18 protein-coding genes are annotated in these 21984 nt (G+C 65.7%); 6 read left to right on the forward strand and 12 right to left on the reverse strand.

The genetic code is table 11. The features are described 5' to 3' along the window. Positions 1 to 4 precede the first annotated feature (4 nt). Entirely contained in the window at positions 5 to 925 is a 921-nt protein-coding gene (locus tag GJV37_RS29080; protein ID WP_037012812.1) for a LysR substrate-binding domain-containing protein, read from the reverse strand. Between the two features lie 137 nt (positions 926 to 1062). Between GJV37_RS29080 and GJV37_RS29085 the strand changes: the two genes are divergently transcribed. Next, complete coding sequence (locus tag GJV37_RS29085; RefSeq protein WP_193453251.1) at positions 1063 to 2448, forward strand: NorM family multidrug efflux MATE transporter; 1386 nt, start codon at positions 1063 to 1065, stop codon at positions 2446 to 2448. Here GJV37_RS29085 and GJV37_RS29090 read toward each other — a convergent pair. Next, complete coding sequence (locus tag GJV37_RS29090) at positions 2441 to 4117, reverse strand: putative bifunctional diguanylate cyclase/phosphodiesterase (protein ID WP_193453252.1); 1677 nt, start codon at positions 4115 to 4117, stop codon at positions 2441 to 2443. The genes GJV37_RS29085 and GJV37_RS29090 overlap by 8 nt on opposite strands. 293 nt (positions 4118 to 4410) lie before the next feature. Here GJV37_RS29090 and rep point away from each other — a divergent pair, with 293 nt between their 5' ends. After that, positions 4411 to 6420, forward strand: coding sequence for a DNA helicase Rep (gene rep, locus GJV37_RS29095; RefSeq protein ID WP_038803556.1), 2010 nt, complete (start codon positions 4411 to 4413; stop codon positions 6418 to 6420). Positions 6421 to 6751: 331 nt separating this feature from the next. After that, a complete protein-coding gene (locus GJV37_RS29100; RefSeq protein WP_024762083.1) occupies positions 6752 to 7327 on the forward strand; it encodes a xanthine phosphoribosyltransferase in 576 nt (191 codons plus the stop codon). A 68-nt stretch (positions 7328 to 7395) separates the two neighbouring features. Here GJV37_RS29100 and GJV37_RS29105 read toward each other — a convergent pair whose 3' ends face one another. From GJV37_RS29105 to GJV37_RS29145, 9 genes are all read right to left on the reverse strand, one after another. Then, positions 7396 to 9171: an acetyl-CoA hydrolase/transferase family protein gene (locus GJV37_RS29105; RefSeq protein WP_193453268.1), complete on the reverse strand. Its 1776-nt coding sequence runs from the start codon at positions 9169 to 9171 to the stop codon at positions 7396 to 7398. Between the two features lie 265 nt (positions 9172 to 9436). Beyond that, positions 9437 to 9865: a c-type cytochrome gene (locus GJV37_RS29110; protein ID WP_024762081.1), complete on the reverse strand. Its 429-nt coding sequence runs from the start codon at positions 9863 to 9865 to the stop codon at positions 9437 to 9439. Between the two features lie 172 nt (positions 9866 to 10037). After that, a complete protein-coding gene (locus GJV37_RS29115) occupies positions 10038 to 10586 on the reverse strand; it encodes a cupin domain-containing protein (protein ID WP_024762080.1) in 549 nt (182 codons plus the stop codon). A 163-nt stretch (positions 10587 to 10749) separates the two neighbouring features. Next, the gene (gene alr, locus GJV37_RS29120) at positions 10750 to 11829 is read right to left on the reverse strand and encodes an alanine racemase (RefSeq protein WP_193453253.1); all 1080 of its coding nucleotides are present in this window, start codon (positions 11827 to 11829) and stop codon (positions 10750 to 10752) included. 82 nt (positions 11830 to 11911) lie between these two features. Continuing rightward, complete coding sequence (locus tag GJV37_RS29125; RefSeq protein ID WP_024762078.1) at positions 11912 to 12265, reverse strand: RidA family protein; 354 nt, start codon at positions 12263 to 12265, stop codon at positions 11912 to 11914. Then, entirely contained in the window at positions 12240 to 13535 is a 1296-nt protein-coding gene (gene dadA, locus GJV37_RS29130) for a D-amino acid dehydrogenase (RefSeq protein WP_024762077.1), read from the reverse strand. The genes GJV37_RS29125 and dadA overlap by 26 nt, the downstream gene beginning before the upstream one ends. A gap of 361 nt (positions 13536 to 13896) precedes the next feature. Further along, positions 13897 to 14241 carry a YdbL family probable chaperone protein gene (locus GJV37_RS29135; protein ID WP_024762076.1) on the reverse strand — a complete coding sequence of 115 codons (345 nt, stop codon included), beginning with the start codon at positions 14239 to 14241 and terminating at the stop codon, positions 13897 to 13899. 14 nt (positions 14242 to 14255) lie between these two features. Then, entirely contained in the window at positions 14256 to 14447 is a 192-nt protein-coding gene (locus tag GJV37_RS29140; RefSeq protein WP_024762075.1) for a YnbE family lipoprotein, read from the reverse strand. Between the two features lie 17 nt (positions 14448 to 14464). Continuing rightward, positions 14465 to 17029 carry an intermembrane phospholipid transport YdbH family protein gene (locus GJV37_RS29145; protein ID WP_193453254.1) on the reverse strand — a complete coding sequence of 855 codons (2565 nt, stop codon included), beginning with the start codon at positions 17027 to 17029 and terminating at the stop codon, positions 14465 to 14467. 163 nt (positions 17030 to 17192) lie between these two features. On the opposite strand from GJV37_RS29145, the gene dadR reads away from it, so the two are divergent. From dadR to GJV37_RS29160, 3 genes are all read left to right on the forward strand, one after another. Further along, complete coding sequence (gene dadR / locus GJV37_RS29150) at positions 17193 to 17681, forward strand: transcriptional regulator DadR (protein WP_015479539.1); 489 nt, start codon at positions 17193 to 17195, stop codon at positions 17679 to 17681. Positions 17682 to 17846: 165 nt separating this feature from the next. Continuing rightward, positions 17847 to 19166 carry an NAD(P)/FAD-dependent oxidoreductase gene (locus GJV37_RS29155; RefSeq protein ID WP_193453255.1) on the forward strand — a complete coding sequence of 440 codons (1320 nt, stop codon included), beginning with the start codon at positions 17847 to 17849 and terminating at the stop codon, positions 19164 to 19166. Between the two features lie 68 nt (positions 19167 to 19234). After that, complete coding sequence (locus GJV37_RS29160; RefSeq protein WP_193453256.1) at positions 19235 to 20788, forward strand: phospholipase D family protein; 1554 nt, start codon at positions 19235 to 19237, stop codon at positions 20786 to 20788. On the opposite strand, the gene GJV37_RS29165 is transcribed toward GJV37_RS29160, so the two are convergent. Next, a complete protein-coding gene (locus tag GJV37_RS29165) occupies positions 20785 to 21954 on the reverse strand; it encodes an MFS transporter (RefSeq protein WP_037009710.1) in 1170 nt (389 codons plus the stop codon). The genes GJV37_RS29160 and GJV37_RS29165 overlap by 4 nt on opposite strands. Positions 21955 to 21984: the final 30 nt, after the last annotated feature.

Here is a 21984-nt window from a genome sequence, read left to right on the forward strand (position 1 = left end):
CAGGTCATTCGAAGTAGTCCACCGCTGGCATCTGCATCGCCTGCATCTCCGCCTGGAGGAATTCGCGCAGCCGCCGCAGGCGCCCCTGGTCTCGGCGTGCGCGGGGCCAGACCAGGTAGTAACTCTCGCCACTGGCGACGGCACTGGGCCAGGGCAGTGCCAGGCGGCCCTGATTGGCATCCTCGGCGACCATCACCAGGTCGCCGATGGAAACACCGTAGCCGCGGGTCGCGGCGACTATGCCCAGCTCGAGGGTATCGAATACCTGTCCGCCCTTGAGCGAGACCTGCTCCCCCAGGCCCATGCGCTGCAACCAGCGCCGCCAGTCGCGACGGTCGGGGGTGGGGTGCAGCAGTTCGGCGCCGGCCAGCCGCTCGGCGTCCCAGGGGCCATCCGCCAGCAGCGCGGGCGAGCCGACGGGAATCAGCCATTCGGGAAACAGCAAGGCGGCCTCCCAGTCCGGCGGGAAGTGCCCCGAGCTCAGCAGCACCGCGCAATCGAAGGGCTCATGCACGAAGTCGACGCGATCCACGTCCATCCAGGCACTGGTCAGCTGCACCTCGATATCGCTGTTCTGCATGCGGAACTTGCTCAGCCGCGCCAGCAACCAGCGCATGGTCAGGGTGGACGGCGCCTTCAGCCGCAGTACGCCTTCGTCCGCGCGCAGGCTTGCGCAGGCGCGCTCCAGCGCATCGAAGCCGTCGCGCAGGCCGGGCAGCAGCATCCGTGCGGTTTCGCTCAGCTCCAGCTGGCGGCCGCGGCGCTGGAACAGCCGGCAGGCGAAGTGTTCTTCCAGGGTCTTGATGTGCCGGCTCACCGCGCTCTGGGTGATCGCCAGTTCCTCGGCGGCGCGGGTGAAGGACGCGTGCCGCGCGGCAGCCTCGAAGGCGCGCAGGGCGTAAAGGGGCGGCAACTGGCGGTTCATGGCGGGCTCCGGCTGTCTTAAACATGAGTATGACTCATGGATGGCATCGCATTTTTCCTTTTGTGCCCGCGTCCATAACGGCCGGAGAATGGGCCATTCCTATCGATGCGGCGCCTGCCGCTTGCTGAGCCTGACTCATGAAACGCCCGTACCCTGACGAACTCGCCGCCATCCTGCGCCTGGCCGGCCCGCTGATTGCCGCCCAACTGGCCTACGTCGCCATGGTGTTCACCGACACCGTGATGATGGGCAAGCTCGGCCGCGAGGCGCTGGCCGCCGGGGGGTTGGGTGCATCTACTTATGCGCTGATCTCGACCTTCTGCGTCGGCGTGGTGGCGGCCACCGGCAACCTGGTGGCGATCCGGCATGGCGCAAAAGACGCCCGCGGCGTAGTCGAAGCCACCCAGGCCGGCCTGTGGATCGGCGCCGCGCTGGCGCTGCTGGCGGGCCTGTTGCTGTGGAACCTCGGGCCGATCCTGATCGCCTTCGGCCAGGCCCCGGAAACGGTCGCCGGCACCATGAGTTTTCTGCACAGCATCGTCTTCGCCCTGCCCGGCTACATGGCCTTCATGGTGCTGCGCGGCTTCACCAGCGCCATCGAGCGGCCCGGCCCGGTCATGGCCATCAGCCTGATCGGCGCGCTGGCCAACTTCGCCCTCAATTACGCCTTCATCGAAGGACTGTTCGGCCTGCCGCGCCTGGGGCTGGCGGGGATCGGCATGGTCACCGCGGTGGTGATGAATGCGTTGCCGGTGATCTTCGCCCTGTACCTGCGCTGGCACCGGGCGTACGCGCCCTACCCGCTGCTGAAGGGATTGTCGAAGCCGGACTTCAAGGTGATCGGCGAATCGCTACGGCTGGGCATTTCCATCGGCGGCACCTACGCCGTGGAGTCGGGCATGTTCACCGTGGCGACGCTGTGCATGGGCGTGATCGGCAGCACCGCGCTGGCGGCGCACCAGATCGCCATCCAGTCGGTGTATGTGGCCTTCATGGTGCCCATGGGGCTTTCCTACGCGGTGACCTTCCGCATCGGCCAGCATTATGGCGCGGGCCGGCTGTTCGAGGCGAGACGCGCCGGGCGGCTGGGCATCGGCTTCGGTGCCAGCTGCATGTTTGCCTTCGCCGCGCTGTTCTGGCTGGCCCCGGAGCTGGTCATCGGCCTGTTCATCGACCACAACGACCCAGCCAACCGCGACGTGGTGCAACTGGCCGTCAGCCTGCTGGCCATCGCCGCGTGGTTCGAGCTGTTCGACGGTACCCAATGCATCGCCATGGGGGCGATCCGTGGCTTGAAGGATGCGCGCACGACCTTCCTGGTCGGGCTGGCCGGCTACTGGCTGGTGGGCGTACCGATGGCGCTGCTGCTGGCCTTCCCGCTGGGCTGGGGACCGAGTGGCGTATGGTGGGGCCTGGCATCGGGCCTGGCCTGCGCGGCCATCGGGCTGACGCTGGCCTTCGAGACGAAGACATCGCGATTGCTGCGTCCGAGCCTGCCGGCCGCGGAGCTGGTCGCTAGCTGACCGAGTCCTGCAGGCGCAGCGCACGGTTGGCGCCAAAGACCAGGAAACGCGCCAGCTCCGGCAAAGGCAGCGGGCGGCTGATCCAGTAACCCTGGACCTGGTCACAGCCGAACTGGCGCAACTCATCCTGCTGGGCGGCGGTCTCGACGCCTTCGGCGACCACTTCCAGGTTCAGGTTGTGCGCCAGGTTGATCATGGCCCGTACCAGTTGCAGGTTTTCCGGGCGCACGTGCATGCCGCCGACGAAACTCTTGTCGATCTTCAGCAGGGTGATCGGCAGGCTGTTGAGGTGCACGAAGGAGGAGAAGCCGGTACCGAAATCGTCCAGCGAGAAGCGCACGCCCAGCTGGCCGAGGGCCTGCATGGTCTGCAGGACCTGGTCGCTGCGGCGCATCACGGCGGTCTCGGTGAGTTCGAATTCCAGCCACTGGGCGTCGACGCCGCGCTCGCGGATCAGTCGCTCCAGGGTCGGCAGCAACTGGCTGTCCTGGAACTGGCGGAACGACAGGTTCACCGCCATGTGCAGCGGCGGCAGGCCGCGCCCGCGCAGCCACTGCATGTCGCGCAGGGCGCGGGAGATGACCCAGTAACCCAGCGGCACGATCAGCCCGCTTTCCTCGGCCAGCGGCACGAAGTCGCCCGGCGTCAGCAGGCCGCGCTCGGGATGGCGCCAGCGCACCAGGGCCTCGAGGCCGACGATCTGCCCGCTGTGCAGGTCCAGGCGCGGCTGGTAGTGCAGCTCCAGCTCGTCGCGACGCAGCGCCCGGCGCAGTTCGCTCTCCAGGTCGGCAAGGCTGCGGGCGCCACGGTTGATGCGCTCATCGAAGATGTGGAAGGTGCAGCCCTGGCGCGACTTGGCCTGTTGCATGGCGATGTGCGCGTGCCACAGCAACGGGTCGGCGGCTTCACCGGCGCGGGCGTGGGCCATGCCCAGGCTGCAGCCCAGCAGCAGGCTTTCGCCCTCGACCCAGTAGGGTTCGCCCAGGGACTCGACTATCAGTTCGGCGACCTTCTCCACCCGTGCCGGATCGCGGCGGGTGTCCAGCAGCAGGGCGAACTCGTCGCTGCCCAGGCGGGCGATGTGGTCGCCGTTGTCCAGGTGCGCCTTCAGCCGTGCCACCACCTGCAGGATCAGGCGGTCGCCGGCCTGGTGGCCGAGGGCGTCGTTGACGTGGCGGAAGTTGTCCAGGTCCAGGTGGCCCAGCGCCAGGCCGCGCCCTTCGCTCTCGCTCAGCCGGGCGGCGAGCAGGGTCTGGAAACCCTGGCGGTTGGCGATGCCGGTCAGCGGGTCCTGCTCGGCCAGGCTCTGCAGGGTGTTCTGCAGCGAAGTGCGCTCGCGCACGTAGCGCAGGGTACGGCGCAGGACTTCGACACCGAGGGATTCGGCCACCAGGTAGTCGGCGACGCCGACGGGTTCTTCCGCGGGTTCGCGCTCCAGCAGCAGGATCAGCGGCAGGTGGCACTGGTGGGCGGACGGCAACTTGGCGGGCGTGGTGAGCACCAGGCCGACCTGATCCTCGTCGAACAGGGCGCTGGCGGCTTGCCAGGACGGGGCCGTGATCAGCGAATAGCCCGGCCCCAACGCGGCCAGATGCCCGCGCAGTAGCTGGGCCCACTGCGGCGCTTCCGCCAGCAGGAGCAGGCGCGTTGGTTCGACCGACGCTGCCAAGCGACCCCCATGTATCTCTAGAAAGAGGGGAAACTCCAGGCACCATCCCTGCGCCCATTTCCCCCGGTTTTGAAGCGACGCCATCCGGACATCCAGTGGATGTAGACGAAACTTCAGAGAAACTCTTAAGAGTTTTCTTCAAGTAATGCTGTCACAAGCCTAATACATGTACAGATTTATCCAAAACACATAAGTACGATCGTGTCACAGATCGCCGCTATTCCGAGCGGCACCCCGACGCCCGGCAGGGCCTGCTAGAATACGCCCCCGCTTCACTAAAGACCCCCGCCTTCATGTCCCGACTCAATCCCCGGCAGCAAGAGGCCGTGAACTACGTCGGCGGCCCGCTCCTGGTGCTGGCCGGCGCCGGCTCCGGCAAGACCAGCGTGATCACCCGCAAGATCGCCTACCTCGTGCAGCAATGCGGCATCCGCGCCCAGTACATCGTCGCCGTGACCTTCACCAACAAGGCCGCCCGCGAGATGAAGGAGCGCGTCAGCACCCTGCTGCGCCCGGGCGAAGGCAAGGGCCTGACCGTCTCGACCTTCCACAACCTGGGCCTGAACATCATCCGCAAGGAACACGCGGCCCTGGGCTACAAGCCCGGCTTCTCGATCTTCGACGAGAGCGATGTGAAGGCGCTGATGACCGACATCATGCAGAAGGAATATTCCGGCGATGACGGTCTGGACGAGATCAAGAACCTGATCGGCAGCTGGAAGAACGACCTGATCCTTCCGGAAGAGGCGCTGGAAAAGGCGCGCAACCCCAAGGAACAGACCGCGGCCATGGTCTACCTGCATTACCAGCGCACGCTCAAGGCGTACAACGCGGTGGACTTCGACGACCTCATCCTGCAGCCGGTGAAGCTGTTCCAGGAGCACCCGGAGATCCTCGACAAGTGGCGCAACCGCGTGCGCTACATGCTGGTGGACGAATACCAGGACACCAACGCCAGCCAGTACCTGCTGGTGAAGATGCTGGTGCAGCAGCGCGCGCACTTCACCGTGGTGGGTGATGACGACCAGTCGATCTACGCCTGGCGCGGCGCGCGCCCGGAAAACCTGATGCAGCTCAAGGATGACTTTCCCTCGCTGAAGGTGGTGATGCTGGAGCAGAACTACCGCTCCACCAGCCGTATCCTCAAATGCGCCAACATCCTCATCGCCAACAATCCCCACGTGTTCGAGAAGCAGCTGTGGAGCGAGATGGGCGAAGGCGACCCGATCCGCGTGATCCGTTGCCGCAACGAGGAGTCCGAGGCCGAGCGGGTGGCGATGGAAATCCTCACCATCCACCTGAAGACGCAGCGGCCCTACAGCGAATTCGCCATCCTCTACCGGGGCAACTATCAGGCGAAGCTGATCGAACTGAAACTCCAGCATCACCAGATTCCCTATCACCTGTCAGGCGGCACCAGTTTCTTCGGACGCCAGGAGGTGAAGGACCTGATGTCCTATTTCCGCCTGCTGGTGAACCCGGACGATGACAACGCCTTCCTCCGGGTGATCAACGTGCCGCGCCGCGAGATCGGCTCCACCACGCTGGAGAAGCTCGGCAACTACGCCACCGAGCGCGGATGCTCGATGTTCAACGCCTCCGGCGAACTCGGCCTGTCCGAACACCTGGACGCCCGCTACATCGAGCGCCTGCAGCGCTTCAAGCGCTTCATCGACAAGGTCCGCGAGCAATGCGCCGGCAGCGACCCGATCGGCGCGCTGCGGAGCATGGTGATGGACATCGACTACGAGAACTGGCTGCGGCAGAACGCCTCCAGCGACAAGGTCGCCGATTTCCGCATGGGCAACGTCTGGTTCCTCATCGAAGCGCTGAAGAACACCCTGGAGCGCGACGAAGAAGGCGACATGACCATCGAGCAGGCCATCGCCAAGCTGGTGCTGCGCGACATGCTCGAGCGCCAGCAGGAAGAGGAAGAAGGCGCCGACGGCGTGCAGATGATGACCCTGCACGCCTCAAAGGGCCTGGAATTCCCCTACGTGTTCATTCTCGGCGTGGAGGAGGAAATCCTCCCGCACCGCTCCAGCATCGAAGCCGACACCATCGAGGAAGAGCGGCGCCTGGCCTATGTGGGCATCACCCGGGCGAAGAAGAACCTGGCCATGACCTTCGCCGCCAAGCGCAAGCAGTACGGCGAAATCATCGACTGCTCGCCCAGCCGCTTCCTCGACGAACTGCCGCCCGAAGACCTGGTCTGGGAAGGCCAGGAGGACGCGCCGCAGGAGGTGAAGGTGGCCAAGGGCAATTCGGCGCTGGCGGATATCCGGGCGATGCTCAAGCGCTGATCTTGCCGGGTGTTACCGGTCGGTTTTGTGCCGGGCCCCCTCTCCCCTACCCTCTCCCTGAAGGGAGAGGGAGCTATCCGAGCCAGCTGACACCACCACTCCCCCCTGATGCCGAACTGTCCCCTCTCCCTTCGGAGCGGGGCGCGCAGCCAGGGTTAGGGAGAGGGCCAAGCCCCAGGACAGATTCCGCGGCAGGCAACCCCACGCTTCCCGCCCATCGAAAAACTGTCCATTCGATCAGCAATTGCATTGGTCGGAACGTCGCGCAGATGGCCACTAGCGTTGTAGAATTACGCGCTTCATCAGCGACAGCCGCTCCGGAAGCACCCCCGTGAACACTCTCAAAGACAAAATTCGCAGCGAAGGCATCGTTCTTTCCGAACAGGTCCTCAAGGTAGACGCCTTCCTCAACCACCAGATCGACCCGGCGCTGATGAAGCAGATCGGCCATGAATTCGCCGAACGCTTCAAGAACCAGGGCATCACCAAGATCGTCACCATCGAGGCCTCGGGCATCGCCCCGGCGATCATGGCCGGCCTCGAGCTGGGCATCCCGGTGATCTTCGCCCGCAAGTTCCAGTCGCTGACGCTGAAGAACGACCTGCTGATCTCCAAGGTGTTCTCCTTCACCAAGCAGACCGAAAGCACCATCGCCATCTCGGCCAAGCACCTGACCGCCGCCGACCACGTGCTGGTGGTGGACGATTTCCTCGCCAATGGCCACGCCGCCAAGGCGCTGATCGACCTGATCCAGCAGGCCGGCGCCAGCATCGCCGGGCTGGGTATCGTCATCGAGAAGTCCTTCCAGGAAGGCCGTTCCCTGCTGGAAAGCGAGGGTTACCGCGTGGAATCCCTGGCCCGGGTGAAGTCCCTGGCCAACGGTCAGGTCGAATTCCTCGAAGACTGATCCTGCGCTGTAAAAAGGCGGGTGCCGACAGGGCCCGCCTTTTTCATGCCTGACAGTTCAAGCGCGTCCTACAAGGTTTGTTCGTCGCTGGCTTTCAGGCCGGCCAGCACCAGACGCTGGTACAGCTCCTCGCGCAACCCCTCCGGATTCGCCAGCCCCATGCGTTCCAGGTGCGCCGGGTAGGCCTCCGGCGCCGGCGCATCGAGGGTCGCCTTGCCCAGCTCGAGAACCTCGCTCAGCTTCAGCTTGCTCTTGAGCCAACCCAACGCGCGCAGCAACTCGCGTTCCTGTTCGGTGAAGTCGCAACCCAACGGGAACTCCGGCAGCAGATGACGATACTGTCGCGTCGCGTCCCGCAAGCGCTCCGGGGTATTGTCGCGATAGCGCTGGCCCAGCTCGAAGTCCTTCGGCAGCTTGCCGGCCTCCTGGGCCTGGGCGATCAGCGCATCCTGGAAGCGCGAGTCGGCGATGGACAGCATGGCGGCGATCACCTCGGCATCGTTGCGGCCGCGCAGGTCGGCGACGCCGTACTCGGTCACCACCATGTCACGCAGATGCCGGGGAATCGTCGTGTGGCCGTAGCTCCAGACGATGTTGGAGCTCAGCTCACCCTCGGACTCGCGCCAGCTGCGCAGCATCAGGATGGAGCGCCCGCCTTCCAGCTCATGAGCCTGGGCGACGAAGTTGTACTGCCCGCCGACACCGCTGAGTACCCGGCCGTCCTCCAGTTGGTCGGCCACGCCGGCGCCGAGCAGGGTGACGGTGAAGGCGCTGTTGATGAAGCGCGCATCCCGGCGCTGCTCGCGCTTGAGCTCCTCGTCGCGGTACAGGTTGTTGACGAAGCCGATGCCGGTCATGCCGATACCGGCCCGCTCCTCGCGGGGCATCTCGCGTAGGCGCCGGTAGAAGGCCTGCGGACCGAGGAAAAAGCCGCCGTGCAGCCAGACGCCCGGCTCGGTCGGTGCGGCGCCGGGGCGCGCCGCTACCCGGCGGTTGAGCACCCCCGCCTCGGCCAGGGCCAGCAGGCCGGGTACGAACATTTCGCTGCAGCCATACAGCCCGTGCTGGAAAGCGCCCAGCCCGCCGTCACGCTCGATCAGCCCGGCGTGACGGGCGGTGGAGTCGAGGCCGTCGAGCAGCGCACGATAGCCATCGTTGTCGCGCTGGCGGGTCAGCAGCGCCGAGGTGAGGGCATCGCCCATGGAGCCGATGCCGATCTGCAGGGTGCCGCCGTCGCGCACCAGGGCGCTGGCGTGCAGGCCGATACAGTGGTCCTGAAGGCCCACTGGCAGGTTGGGGGTGGAAAACAGCGTGCTGTTGTCGCCCGGTGAATCCACCAGCAGGTCGAAGAAATCCTCATCCACTTCGGCATCGCCAGGCATGTACGGCAACTGGTCGTGGACGACACCGATAATGACGATGGTTTCGCCCGCCGCGCGGCGACGCTGCAACATCGGCAGCAAGTCGAGGGTGATGTCCGGGTTGCACGCCAGGCTCAGCTTGCCCGGCCGCGCCGGATCACGCGCAACCAGTTGGGCAACGGCATTGACGCCCTTGGCGTTGATGTCCCGCGCCACGTGGCTGTAGTTGCAGCTGATGTAGTTCTGCTGCGCTGGAGCGCTGTCCAGCAGGCTGCCGGGCTGCAGGTAGAACTCTTCGACGCGGATGTTTTCCGGCACGTTGCCGCTGCGCAGGTCGTGCAGGTAGTCCAATTCGGGGTAGTCGCCGTAGATACGCTCGACGAAGGGATCGAGGAAGCGCCGCTGAAGTTCGCCGCCGGCCTGCGGGCGACCGAGGGACAGCGCCGTGTAGAACGTCAGTTGCCGGCGCGGATTCTCGCGCATGTGCCGATACAGCGCATTGGCCAGTCGGTTGGGCTTGCCCAGGCCCAGGGGAAGCCCGAGACGGATGTGCCCGTCCAGGCGATGCAACAGTTCTTCGACAGCGGTTTCGATCGAGCAGGATTGCACCGGGCATCCCTCCGGGTTCGTTGTCCACGACAGGAGTTTGGACCGGCTTGACGCAAAAGTTGCTCCCGCGACTCACGAGGTGAAAAATCGCGGGCATGAAAAAGCCGCCCTTGGGCGGCTTTTTCGCACAGGTCGGCTGTTACAGGCCGGACATGTGTTGAATCGCAGCTTTCAGCTCGTCATCGGAGCAATCAGCACAAGTACCCTTGGGCGGCATGGCGTTGAAGCCGGAGATAGCTTTGGCCAGCAGGCCATCCAAACCACCCTGCTCTTTCGCCCGCTTGCTCCACTCGGCCTTGTCACCGATCTTCGGTGCATTCAGCAGGCCTGTACCATGACAGTTGGTGCAGACCTTGCCGACAATCTCTTCGCCCGAACGCGGGGCACCGCCACCACCGGCAGCAGCGACGGCGCCAACGCCTTCGCATTCCTTGCCCTGGACGCAGACTTTGCCGACAGGTTCGAGACGCTTGGCAATGGCGTCATCATTGGTCGCAGCCTGAACGCTCACTGCCCACAGGGCCAGTACGGCAGCTTGGGCTGCCAGGATTTTTCTAATCAGGTTCACCCTTTCACCCTCATCGTGGCTTATCACGCCCGGTCGCGGTGCAGTCACAGTCTCGGGCCGCGCGAGCGGGCGCAAGTATAACGGCAAAGCCGGGAAGCTCGAAACAATTGCGCCACCTTGCCGGCCTTTGCGGCATTAGGTCGCAGCTGATCTGGCCGGTCCTACCGGCTGTTCAAAAATTTGCCGGTGTGGTCGCGCTGATCAGTCGTGCCGGGGCTTCGAACGGATTACGGAAGCGGTGCGGCTTGGTGCTGTCGAAATAGTAGCTGTCGCCACATTCGAGGACGAAAGTCTCGTCGCCGACGGTCAGTTCCAGGCGGCCTTCGACCAGCACGCCGGTCTCTTCGCCTTCGTGGGCATACATGTCGTCACCGGTGTCGGAACCCGGCGGATAGGTCTCGTCGAGCAGGGTGATGGCGCGGCTGGGGTAGTCCTTGCCAATCAGCTTCATGATGATCGAGCCACTGGACAGGTCACTGAGCTCGTCCGCCTTGTAGACCACAGGAGTGTTGCTGCTCTGCTCAAGATCGAGGGAGAAGAACTCGACCAGGGACATCGGAATACCACCCAGCACTTTCTTCAGCGAACTGATGGAGGGGCTGACGCTGTTCTTCTCGATCATCGAGATTGTGCTGTTGGTCACACCCGCCCGTTTGGCGAGTTCGCGCTGGGACAAACCTTTGAGCTTACGGATGGCTTGCAGACGAGCACCGACGTCCAAGGGTGGGGTCCTCCTTATTCTTGTGATCAGGCAGGCTCTGAAAGGCAGAACCCGCAGCGGCTTGAGCCGAGCGGGTTCCAAGTGCCACGTATCATGGCAACACCGTTCAGTATTTACAACAGATCGCCCGACGATCCTGCGCAAACTTTACGGGCGGTATCCGTCACTCGCCGCTATAGACCCGCGGGACGCGCTTGAGGTTGCAGAACAGCTGGTAGGGAATGCTGCCGCACAGGGAAGCCAGCTGGCTGGCGGGGACGTTCGGGCCCCAGAGCTCGACGCGACTGCCCAGGCCTGCCTGCGGCAGGTCGGTCAGGTCCACGGTGAGCATGTCCATGGACACGCGACCGATGATGCGGCTGGGCTTGCCGTCGATGAACACCGGCGTGCCATCCGGCGCATGGCGCGGATAGCCATCGGCGTATCCCATGGCGACCACGCCGACGCGTACCGGGCGGTCGGCGATGAAGCGCGCGCCGTACCCCACCGGCTCGCCGGCCGGCAGCTCGCGGATGCTGATGATCTGGGATTCCAGGGTCATCACCGGACGCAGCTGGTCCGCCAGCGGATGGGCCTGCTCGAACGGAGTGGCGCCGTAGAGCATGATGCCGGGGCGCACCCAGTCGCTGGGCACTTCGGACCAGCCGAGGATGCCGGGGGAATTGCGCAGGCTGATCTCATGCCCCTGGCCTGCGGCTTCGCGCACGGTCTGGAAAGCGGCGACCTGCTCTTCGGTGCGGACGCAGTCCAGTTCGTCGGCGCGGGAGAAGTGGCTCATCAGCACGACCTTGGCCACGTGGGGCAGCGCCTTCAGGCGCGCCAGCGCGGCGGCGTAGTCCTGCGGGAAGAAGCCGACGCGGTGCATGCCCGAGTCCATCTTCAGCCAGACGGTCAGCGGCTTGCTGGGGCGGGCACGCTCGATGGCCTCCAGCTGCCAGGCCGAGTGCACCACGCACCAGAAATCATGGGCGTCGATCAGTTCCAGTTCGCTGGCCTCGAAGAAGCCTTCGAGCAGCAGGATCGGCGCACGGATGCCGGCTTCGCGCAGCTCCAGCGCTTCCTCGATGCACGCCACGGCGAAGCCGTCAGCCTCGCCTTCCAGGGCGCGGGCGCAGACCACTGCACCGTGGCCGTAGGCGTCGGCCTTGACCACGGCCAGCGCTCGCGCGCCGGTGACTTCACGGGCCAGGCGGTAGTTGTGGCGCAGGGCGGCGAGATCGATCAGGGCACGGGCGGGACGCATGGCGAGGCTCTCTTTTTATCAACGTGGTACGAAACTGCAGACGAAAAAAACCCGGCGCTCCGGCCGGGCCACGCAAAAACGATCAGGGCAGTGCGGCGACGATGGAGATCTCGACGAGGATCTCCGGGTAGCACAACGCCGCCTGGACGGTGGCGCGCGCCGGGGCGCAGCCCTGCGGGACCCACTGGTCCCAGACGCCGTTCATGCCGGCGAAGTCGGCGGCGACGTCCTTGAGGTAGATGGTTGCCGAGAGGACACGCGACTTGTCGGTGCCGGCCTCGTCGAGCAGGCGCTCGACGCTGGCGAGGACTTCGCGGGTCTGTTGCTCGACGTCGGCGGTGAGGTCGTCCGCCACCTGGCCGGCGAGGTACACCGTGCCGTTGTGGACGACGACCTGGCTCATCCGCTGATTAGTGTGCAGGCGCTGGATGGCCATTCTGGGCCTCCGAAGTGGAACCGTAGCGGGAGATGTCCAGACCTTCGGTGCTGATCTGCGGGCGCTTCTTGGCCATCAGGTCGGCGAGGTAACGGCCCGAGCCGCACGCCATGGTCCAGCCCAGGGTGCCGTGGCCGGTATTGAGGAACAGGTTGCGATAGCGGGTGGCACCGACGATCGGGGTGCCGTCCGGGGTAGCCGGGCGCAGGCCGGTCCAGAATTCCGCCTGGCTGACATCGCCGCCTTCCGGATAGAGGTCGGTGGTGATCATTTCCAGGGTAGCGCGGCGACGCGGGTTCAGCGACAGGTCGAAGCCGGCGATTTCCGCCATACCGCCGACGCGGATACGCTGGTCGAAGCGGGTGATCGCGACCTTGTAGGTCTCGTCGAGAATGGTCGAGGTCGGCGCCATGTCCGGGTTGGTGATCGGCACGGTCAGCGAGTAACCCTTGAGCGGGTAGACCGGAGCGTCGATGCCCAGCGGCTTGAGCATCTGCGGCGAGTAGCTGCCCAGCGCCAGCACGTAGCGGTCGGCGGTGACCAGTTGGCCATCGACCCAGACGCCGTTGATGCGGTCACCGGCGAAGTCCAGGCGCTGGATGTCCTGGCCGAAGCGGAATTCCACGCCCAGGGCCTTGGCCATCTCGGCCAGCTTGGTGGTGAACATCTGGCAGTCGCCGGTCTGGTCATTGGGCAGGCGCAGGGCACCGACCAGCTTGTCGGCCACCTTGGCCAGGGCCGGCTCGACGCGGGCAATGCCGGCGCGGTCCAGCACTTCATAAGGAACGCCGGTGCTTTCCAGGACGGCGATGTCCTTGGCGGCGGAATCCAGCTGCGCCTGGGTGCGGAACAGCTGGGTGGTGCCCAGGGAGCGGCCTTCGTAGGTGATGCCGGTCTCGGCGCGCAGCTCGTCGAGGCAATCGCGGCTGTACTCGGACAGGCGCACCATGCGCTCCTTGTTCACCGCGTAGCTCTTGGCGTTGCAGTTGCGCAGCATCTGCCACATCCAGCTGTACTGGCTGGGGTCACCGGTCAGCTTGATGGCCAGCGGGGCGTGGGTCTGCAGCAGCCATTTCATGGCCTTGAGCGGGATGCCCGGGGCGGCCCAGGGCGAGGCGTAGCCAGGCGACACCTGGCCGGCGTTGGCGAAGCTGGTTTCCAGGGCCGGGCCGGGCTGGCGGTCGACGACGACCACTTCGAAGCCGGCACGGGCGAGATAGTAAGCACTGGCGGTACCGATCACACCGCTGCCAAGCACCAGAACGCGCATCTTTGCCTCCTACGTCGCGCCAGGGGCGCAGACGTTTCTTATTCTGAACGTAGATGCGCGCAGTATAGGAAGTCGGGCTCAGCGATATTCACTGATTGCGATGCGGTATTTGACGAAAATTCCTGGCAAAAGTCGCTTTTACGGAGGGACATCCACCAGGATTACGGCATTTTCAGCCGAGACCGAATGGTCGATGATCTGGTGAAAATTTCATCAGATCCAGAGTAAATAGCGAACGAAATGGGATTGGCCAGAACTTCTCGCGCCGGACCATTCCCCGACGGGAATTACCTGCTCCCGCCGCCCGCCCCCGGACTCGCCGCCACAGGTGGCGGCGAGCAGGGAATTCCCCTTGGCGCGGCTACTTGCGTACCCACTGACCATTGACCTGCACGTACTGCCCCGATGGCGTACGTTCGATGGCCTTCTTGCCAGCCAGCGCTTCGACGTCAGCCAGCTTGGCGCCGCTCTGCCCGGCAACCTTCTGGTATTCGGCGCGGCGTGCCGCGTTGATCTGCGCGGCGATATCGGCGGCGTCACCGCCATTCTTCACGACGCCCAGGTAGCCGTCGGTCTGTTCACCGACCAGACCCTGGGACTTGGCGCCACCCAGGGCAGACATCGCCTGTTCCAGGCTCATGGCCATGACCGGCAGGCTCAGGCAGAGGGCGACCAGCGCGACGCCCAGTTTGCGGTGCAATCTCATGCAAAGGCTCCTTCTCAGAACAGGCCGCTGTTCTCGTTGATGATGCCGTCGAGCGCCTTGTCGACCTTGATATAGATCTCGTGCTCGATCTTCACGTTGAGGTTGATGTTGATCGGCTCCTTGGGCGCGGCCAACTGCACGGTAGGCGTGCAGCCCTGGACGACGCCTGCCAGGAGCAGGAAGGGTAAAACGGCGCGAAGGCGCATCGGGGTTCTCCTTGCGGTCATGGCGCGGCGGCCGGGTCGTTGCGCAGGCGTTCCTGCACGCGCTTGCGAATGGTGTCGCTGACCCGGTCGCTCAGTTGCAGGCTGGTGAGCAGCTTGGGCACGTTCTCCTCCAGGTTGACGTTGAGGTTGATCGGCCGGCCCTGCTCCAGCGCCGGGTTGCGCCCGCTCAGGCTCAGGGCGAGAAGCAGCTTGCCCGATTCATCATAATCCACGCGGCTGCTCAGTTTGTCGTAGCGGAAATCGTCGATGGCCGTGGCCACCAGCTGCATGGCCGGGTTGCTCTGGCCCAGGGAGCGGATCTTCTCCGAACGGAACTGCAGCACGCCCGGTTGCCGTGCGGCGACTTCCCCTCCGTGGATGACCAGCTTGCCTTCGCGCAGGCCCAGCGGCAGGTTGCCGTCGATGACGCCGTTGCCGGACAGCCCTTCCGCCGGGTAGGCCGCCAGGATCGCCTCCAGCGCCAGCCCTTCCAGCTTCAGCGTCAGACCCTCGCGGCGCGCGGAAAGATCCACGCCCCCCGGCGGTAGCCATGCGCGACCGTTGAACATACCGAGCTCCGCCTGCTGCCAGTCGACCCGCCCGGCCAGCGGTGCGTCCAGCGAGCCCCTGTAGTTGCCCTGCAGCGACAGCGGCCCCAGTGTCACGCCGGGGTTGAGCGAGGCGACTTTCACCTGCGGCAACTGCAGCTCCATCTGCGAGCCGTTCAGCGCGAACTTCGCCTGCAGGTCGAGGCCATGGACCTCGCTGCGGTCGTACACGCCCTCCAGACCTTGCCCGCGCACGTTCAGGCCCAGGCTCTGCGGCGCGCTACCCGGTGGCAGGCGCCAGTTCAGGTCGAAGCTGGCCTTGCCGTTGTTCAGGCTGAGCAGCGCCGGCCAGTCGCCAAGGGACTTCTCCAGCGGGTTGCCGGTGCGCAGGAAGAACTCCAGCTGGCGCGCAACCAGCGCAACGCCCTGCCTGGCGGAATTGTTCAGATCGACTTCGGCATTCAGCCCGCCGCTGTTCAGCAGGCGGCCCTTGAACTGCTGGCTGTCGAGGCTCGCCGCCAGCGTCCCGAGGGCATTCCAGGAAAGCGGTTTGACGTGGGGCTGGCGCAGTTCGCCCACGGCCAGTTTCAGCGGCGCATTCAGTTGCAGGGTGGCCGGCGCGTCGGCCGCATAGCCCAGGTCGAGTGCGCCCTTGCCGAGAACGGCGCTGAGCTTGCTCGCCTTGAGCGACTGCGGCCCGGCCAGGGTGCCGACCTGGAGTTGCGCGCCATCGGCGAAGGCGACGTTGGCGGACTGCTGGTCGATGCGCCCCTCGAAGCGCAGGTCGAAGCGGCTGCTGTCGCCACGCAAGCCGGCCAGTTCAAGGTGCGGGACCTTGCCTTCGAGCCGCGAATCCATCAGCTGCAGCGCCAGCGGCGTCGCTTCCAGCAATGCCACGCGGGAACGCAGGCGCAAGTCGGCGGCGCCCACGGCGTGCAGGTCGGCGCGAACACTACCGGCCTCTTCATCCACGCCGGGCTCCATGTGCAGCGTCAGGCGTGCCGGGCGCAGGCCCACTGGCAGCGCCTGCAGCCAGTCGCCGTAGAGGTCGGACAGGCGCAGATCGCCGCTGAGCACCGAGGGCCGCCAGCCAAGGTCGGTGCCGCTGGCGATCAGCCGCAGGTCGCCCTGCAGGTTGCCCAGGCCCGGCAGCGGCCAGGGTTGCGGCAATTGCAGGGAAAGATCGATGTTGCCGCGGCCATCGCGCAGGCCGGGCCAGTCCGGCCACGCGGCGTTGCCAGCCAGCTGCGTATTCCAGCTCAGGCGCAGGCGGCCGGCTTCGGGGATAGGCAGCGGCAGGTTCGGCGTTGGCAACCACATGCCCAGCCAGTTGCGCACCGCCTGCACCGGCGGCACGGCGGGGCTGGCAAGGCTGCCGCTGAGCTGGCGGGCGCCCGGCGCCCAGATCGAATCCAGCGACAGCAGCTGTTCGTTGTCGAGGAAGCTGTCCAGTTGCAGGCGCCACTGCCCGTCGCCGGGCTGCAACAGGCCATTGAAGGCGAGCTGCTGCCCGCCCTGGCGCAACTCGCCGCCCAGCGCCGCGGCGCCGCCCGGGATCTGCTGCCAGTGGGCGCTGCCGTTGAGGGTGCAACGCTGCTCGCGGGCACAGGGCAGCTCGAGGAAAACCTGTTCCAGCGCCAGCCGTCCGGGCAGCAACGCCAGCCAGCGATTGAGTTGGGCCAGGTCCGGCAGCGCGGCGTCCTCGCCTTCCGCGCGCTCTCCCGGCCATTGGCGGACATCGATCCTGCCGGCGGCCAGCTCCTTCAAGCGCCAGCGGCCATCGGCATGTTCGGGCCAGCCGACACGGACCTCGCGCAACTGGATGGCCAACCTCGCACCATCGGGTGTCTGCCGCTGAAGAGCCATCTGTTCCAGGGTCAGCCCTTGTCGCGAAACGCTCAGGCCCTGCCACTGCTCGATGCTCACCCCGGCATTGGCCAGCAGCCGCGGAACCGCCAGCCACGCCGCGCCAACCGCCAGTGCCAGGAGCAGCAACAGCAGCAGGAGGGCGGTGCGCAGGCGGGGGAACGACATGCGAAGGCTCCGGAAAAAACAGGCGATTGCAGCCGGAAACGGCAGAACTCTGGCCTACAGGCTGGCCGCCCGGCGCGGGAAGTTCAAGGGTTGCCAGTGATATTCCCTACACAACCGACTATATTGCCGATATTCCCCCAAAGCTCATCCCAGAGTCTTTCCCATGAGAACCCAGCACCAAAGCCGCCGCGAACTGGACAAGATCGACCGCAATATCCTGCGCATCCTGCAGGAAGAGGGTCGCATCTCCTTCACCGAACTGGGCGAGCGCGTCGGCCTCTCCACCACGCCGTGCACCGAGCGCGTGCGCCGGCTGGAGCGCGAGGGGATCATCATGGGCTACAACGCCCGGCTGAACCCGCAATACCTGAAAGCAAGCCTGCTGGTGTTCGTCGAAATCAGCCTGGACTACAAATCCGGAGACACCTTCGAGGACTTCCGCCGCTCGGTGCTCAAGCTGCCCCACGTGCTGGAGTGCCACCTGGTGTCGGGCCACTTCGACTACCTGGTGAAGGCGCGTATCTCGGAGATGGCCTCCTACCGCAAGCTGCTGGGCGACATCCTGCTCAAGCTGCCCCATGTCCGCGAGTCCAAGAGCTACATCGTGATGGAAGAGGTGAAGGAAAGCCTCACCCTGCCTATCCCCGACTAAATAGCCGGACTAAAAAGCCCGACTGATTTCCCGCCGTTCGCGGCAGGCTCATCGAGTTTATTTACGACTTCCCGGCGTTTTTTGCGCCGCTGCCTATTGGCTGGGCGGGAAGTCGGCGTTTATCCTGCGTAAAATTTTAACAACACAAAAATCAGGATATCGCACATGAACGCCCGCGTTCACCAGCCGGTACACACCGACCGCCACGCCCCGTCCTACTATGCCGCGAGCGTCAATCGGCGCCTCGAAGTACCGCCCCTGGCCGGCGAGGAAAGGGCCGACGTGTGCATCATCGGCGGAGGTTTCTCCGGGCTGAACACGGCCATCGAACTGGCCGAGCGCGGGTTCTCGGTGATCCTGCTGGAAGCCCACCAGATCGGCTGGGGCGCCAGCGGCCGCAACGGCGGCCAACTGATCCGCGGCGTCGGCCACGGCCTGGAGCAATTCGAGCCGGTGATTGGCGCCGATGGCGTCCATGCCATCAAGCTGATGGGCCTGGAGGCGGTGGAAATCGTCCGTCGCCGCGTCGAGCAGTACGCCATCGACTGCGACCTGACCTGGGGCTACTGCGATTTGGCCAACAAGCCTTCCGACGTCGAAGGTTTCCAGGAGGACTTCAACGAACTGAAGAGCCTCGGCTACCGCCATGAACTGCGCATGGTCCCGAAGGAGGAAATGCGCTCCATCGTCGGCTCCGACCTCTATGTCGGCGGCATGGTGGACATGGGCTCGGGCCACCTGCACCCGCTCAACCTCGCCCTGGGCGAAGCGGCCGCGGCGCAGAGCCTGGGCGTGAAGCTGTTCGAGAACTCCGCCGTCACCGGCATCGACTACGGCAGCGAAGTGCGCGTGCGTTCCGCCCAGGGCAGTGTGCGCGCCAAGTCCCTGGTGATCGCCTGCAACGCCTACCAGAACCGCCTGAATGCCTACCTCGACGGCAAGGTGCTGCCTGCCGGCAGCTACGTCATCGCCACCGAGCCGCTGTCCGCTGAACAGGCGCATGCACTGCTGCCGCAGAACATGGCCGTGTGCGACCAGCGCGTGGCGCTGGACTACTACCGTCTTTCCGCCGACAACCGCCTGCTGTTCGGCGGCGCCTGCCATTACTCCGGGCGCGACCCGGCGGACATCGCCGCCTATATGCGACCGAAGATGCTCAAGGTCTTCCCGCACCTGGAAAACCTGCGCATCGACTACCAGTGGGGCGGCATGATCGGCATCGGCGCCAACCGCCTGCCGCAGATCGGCCGCCTGCCGGACCAGCCCAATGTGTACTTCGCCCAGGCCTATGCCGGCCACGGGGTGAACGCCACGCACCTGGCCGGCAAGCTGCTCGCCGAGGCCATTGCCGGCCAGCAGGGCAGCGGCTTCGAGCTGTTCGCCAAGGTGCCGCACATCACCTTCCCCGGCGGCAAGCTGCTGCGCTCGCCATTGCTGGCCCTGGGCATGGCCTGGTACCGCTTCAAGGAAACCCTCGGCGGCTGACCCCTGCGCGCTGCAGCGGCTAGAATCTTCCGCAGCCCGTCACCGGCGGGCTTGTCGGAGACTCCTCTTTGCTTCCACGCCTGCTCCTGCTGATCCTTCTGGCCCTGGGTGGCTGCGTCAGCGCGCCGCCGCCCGAGCCCTCGCACGTGCTGCCGGTGCAGGGCACGCGGCTGGACAATCAGATCAGCGAGCGCGCCGCCGCCCATCCCGGCCAGTCCGGCTTCCACCTGCTGGCGTCCAGCGTCGACGCCTTCCTCGCCCGCGCCGAACTGATCCGCAAGGCCCAGCGCAGCCTCGACGTCCAGTACTACATCGTCCACGACGGTCTCACCACCCGCGCGCTGATCCGCGAACTGCTGCGCGCGGCAGATCGCGGCGTGCGCGTGCGCATCCTGATTGACGACACCAGCAGCGATGGCTGGGACTACGAACTGGGCGCCCTCGCCGCCCACCCGAACATTCAGGTGCGCCTGTTCAATCCGCTGCACCTGGGCCGCAGTACCGGCGTCACGCGCAACCTCGGTCGGCTGTTCAACCTCTCCGAGCAGCATCGGCGAATGCACAACAAGTTGCTGCTGGCGGACAACAGCGTGGCCATCGTCGGCGGCCGCAACCTGGGCGACGAGTACTTCGACGCCAAGGCCGAGATGAACTTCAGCGACCTCGACCTGATGGGTGTCGGCCCGGTGGCGCAATCGCTTGGGCAGAGCTTCGACCAGTACTGGAACAGCCGCATCAGCCGGCCCATCGAGGACTACCTGTGGGGCGAGCCGGATCTCGACGAGCTCAATCGCATGCGCCGCAAGCTGGATCACTACCTGGCGAAGGAGCGGGTGAAGAGCTCCAGCTATATCGCCCGGCTGAATCGCAACAGTGACCGCCCGCATCTGCAGAACTGGCTGGACGACCTGGTCTGGGCGCCGGGAAAGGCGGTCTGGGATACGCCACTGAAGGTACTCGACCAGGGCGATCCGAAAGGCGAGCAGTTGCTCAGCACCCAGTTGCAACCGCTGTTCGACGGAGTGTCGAAGGAGCTGATCCTGGTCTCGGCCTACTTCGTGCCGACCAGCGCCGGCGTCGACTACCTGACCCAGCGTGCCGAAAGCGGCGTGAGCGTGCGCCTGCTGACCAACTCGCTGGAAGCCACCGACGTGCCGGCCGTGCACGCCGGTTACGCGCCCTACCGCCTGGAGCTGCTGGAGCACGGGGTGAAGCTCTACGAGCTGCGCGCCGACCCGGACCAGCGCCTCTCCGGGGCGCCGTGGATGGTGCGCGGGTCGAGCAGTGCCAGCCTGCACAGCAAGGCGGCGGTGTTCGACCAGCAGAAGGTGTTCGTCGGCTCGCTGAACTTCGACCCGCGCTCGGTGCTGTGGAACACCGAGGTCGGCATCATAGTCGACAGCCCGGAGCTGGCCGACCAGGTGCGCCGCCTGGCGCTGGCGAGCATGTCGCCCAGCGTCAGCTACCAGGTGAAGATAGCGCCGGGCAGCGAGCCGCCGAAGCTGATCTGGATCGAGGAGCGTGGCGGCAAGCGGGTGGCGCTGGACCGTGAGCCGGGCAACGTCTGGCGCCGGCTCAACGTATGGATCGCCGGCGCCATCGGGCTGGAGAAGATGCTCTAGGAGCGCTCCTGCTGCAGCTCGGCGTCGGTCGCGCGCATCACCGGCGGCAAACCGCGATAGGACACCAGCACCACGAACCCCGCAGCCCCCAGCGCCATCACCAGTGGCAGTGCATGGCCGCTGATCCACTGGCTGGCCGCGCCAGTCGCCAGGGGGCCGATCAGGCAGCCTATCCCCCACAGCTGAGCGACATGCGCGTTGGCGCGAACCAGCGCATCATCGCGATAACGCTCGCCAATCAGGATCAGCGACAGGGTGAACAGCCCGCCTGCACTGGCACCGAAAAGCACCAGGATCGGCCAGATGGCGATGTGCTGCAGCAGCAGAGGCATGGCCAGGCTGCTGAGGAACAGCACGATGCCGCAGCCCTTGAACAACGTCTGCCGGGAGATGCGGTCGGCCAGCCAGCCGATGGGCAGTTGCAGCAGTGCATCGCCGACCACCACGGTGCTCACCATCGCCAGTGCCACGGCCTGGGTGAAGCCCTGCTGGATGCCATACACCGGCAGCAGGGTGAGGATCATGGCCTCGAAGCCGGCGAACAGCACCACCGCCCAGGCAATCGCCGGAAGCTGGGCGCAGAAGCTGAACAGCCCGCGGCCGTTGGCACTGTGCGGGTCGACCTTGGGCGCGCCGGTGCGGCCGAGCAGCAACAGGGAACCACCCACCAGCAGGCAGACGCTGAACCAGAAACCACGGTCGTCGGCGGTGCCGATGAAGGTCAGCAGCACCGGGCCGGACAGCTGGCTCAGCGCATAGCCGGTGCCATACAGAGCGACCAGGCGGCCGCGCCACTTCTCGATGGCCAGCTGGTTGATCCAGCTCTCCCCGAGGATGAACACGACGGTCAGCTGCACACCGATCAGCAGGCGCAGGATCAGCCAGACCGGATAGCTCTGCAGCAGCGCCAGCAGGCCCACCGAGAAGGCCCCGGAAATCAGGCAGATGCGCATCAGCAGCGGTGTACCGACACGCGCGGCGAGGCGGCCGGCGATCATTGCGCCCAGCAGTACGCCCACCGCAGGCGTGGACGCCATGACGCCGATAGCGAAGTTGCCGTAACCCCAGCTCTCCAGACGCAGAGAAACCAGCGGCATGGTCAGGCCCAGGGCCAGACCGATGCTGATCACGGCAGCACACACAGCAAAATAAGGACCCCAACGCATTGTCCTTCTCCCGTTCCATCCGGAGCGCAC

Origin of the sequence: Pseudomonas nitroreducens (assembly GCF_010994165.1) — a bacterium.
GTDB lineage: Bacteria > Pseudomonadota > Gammaproteobacteria > Pseudomonadales > Pseudomonadaceae > Pseudomonas > Pseudomonas nitroreducens.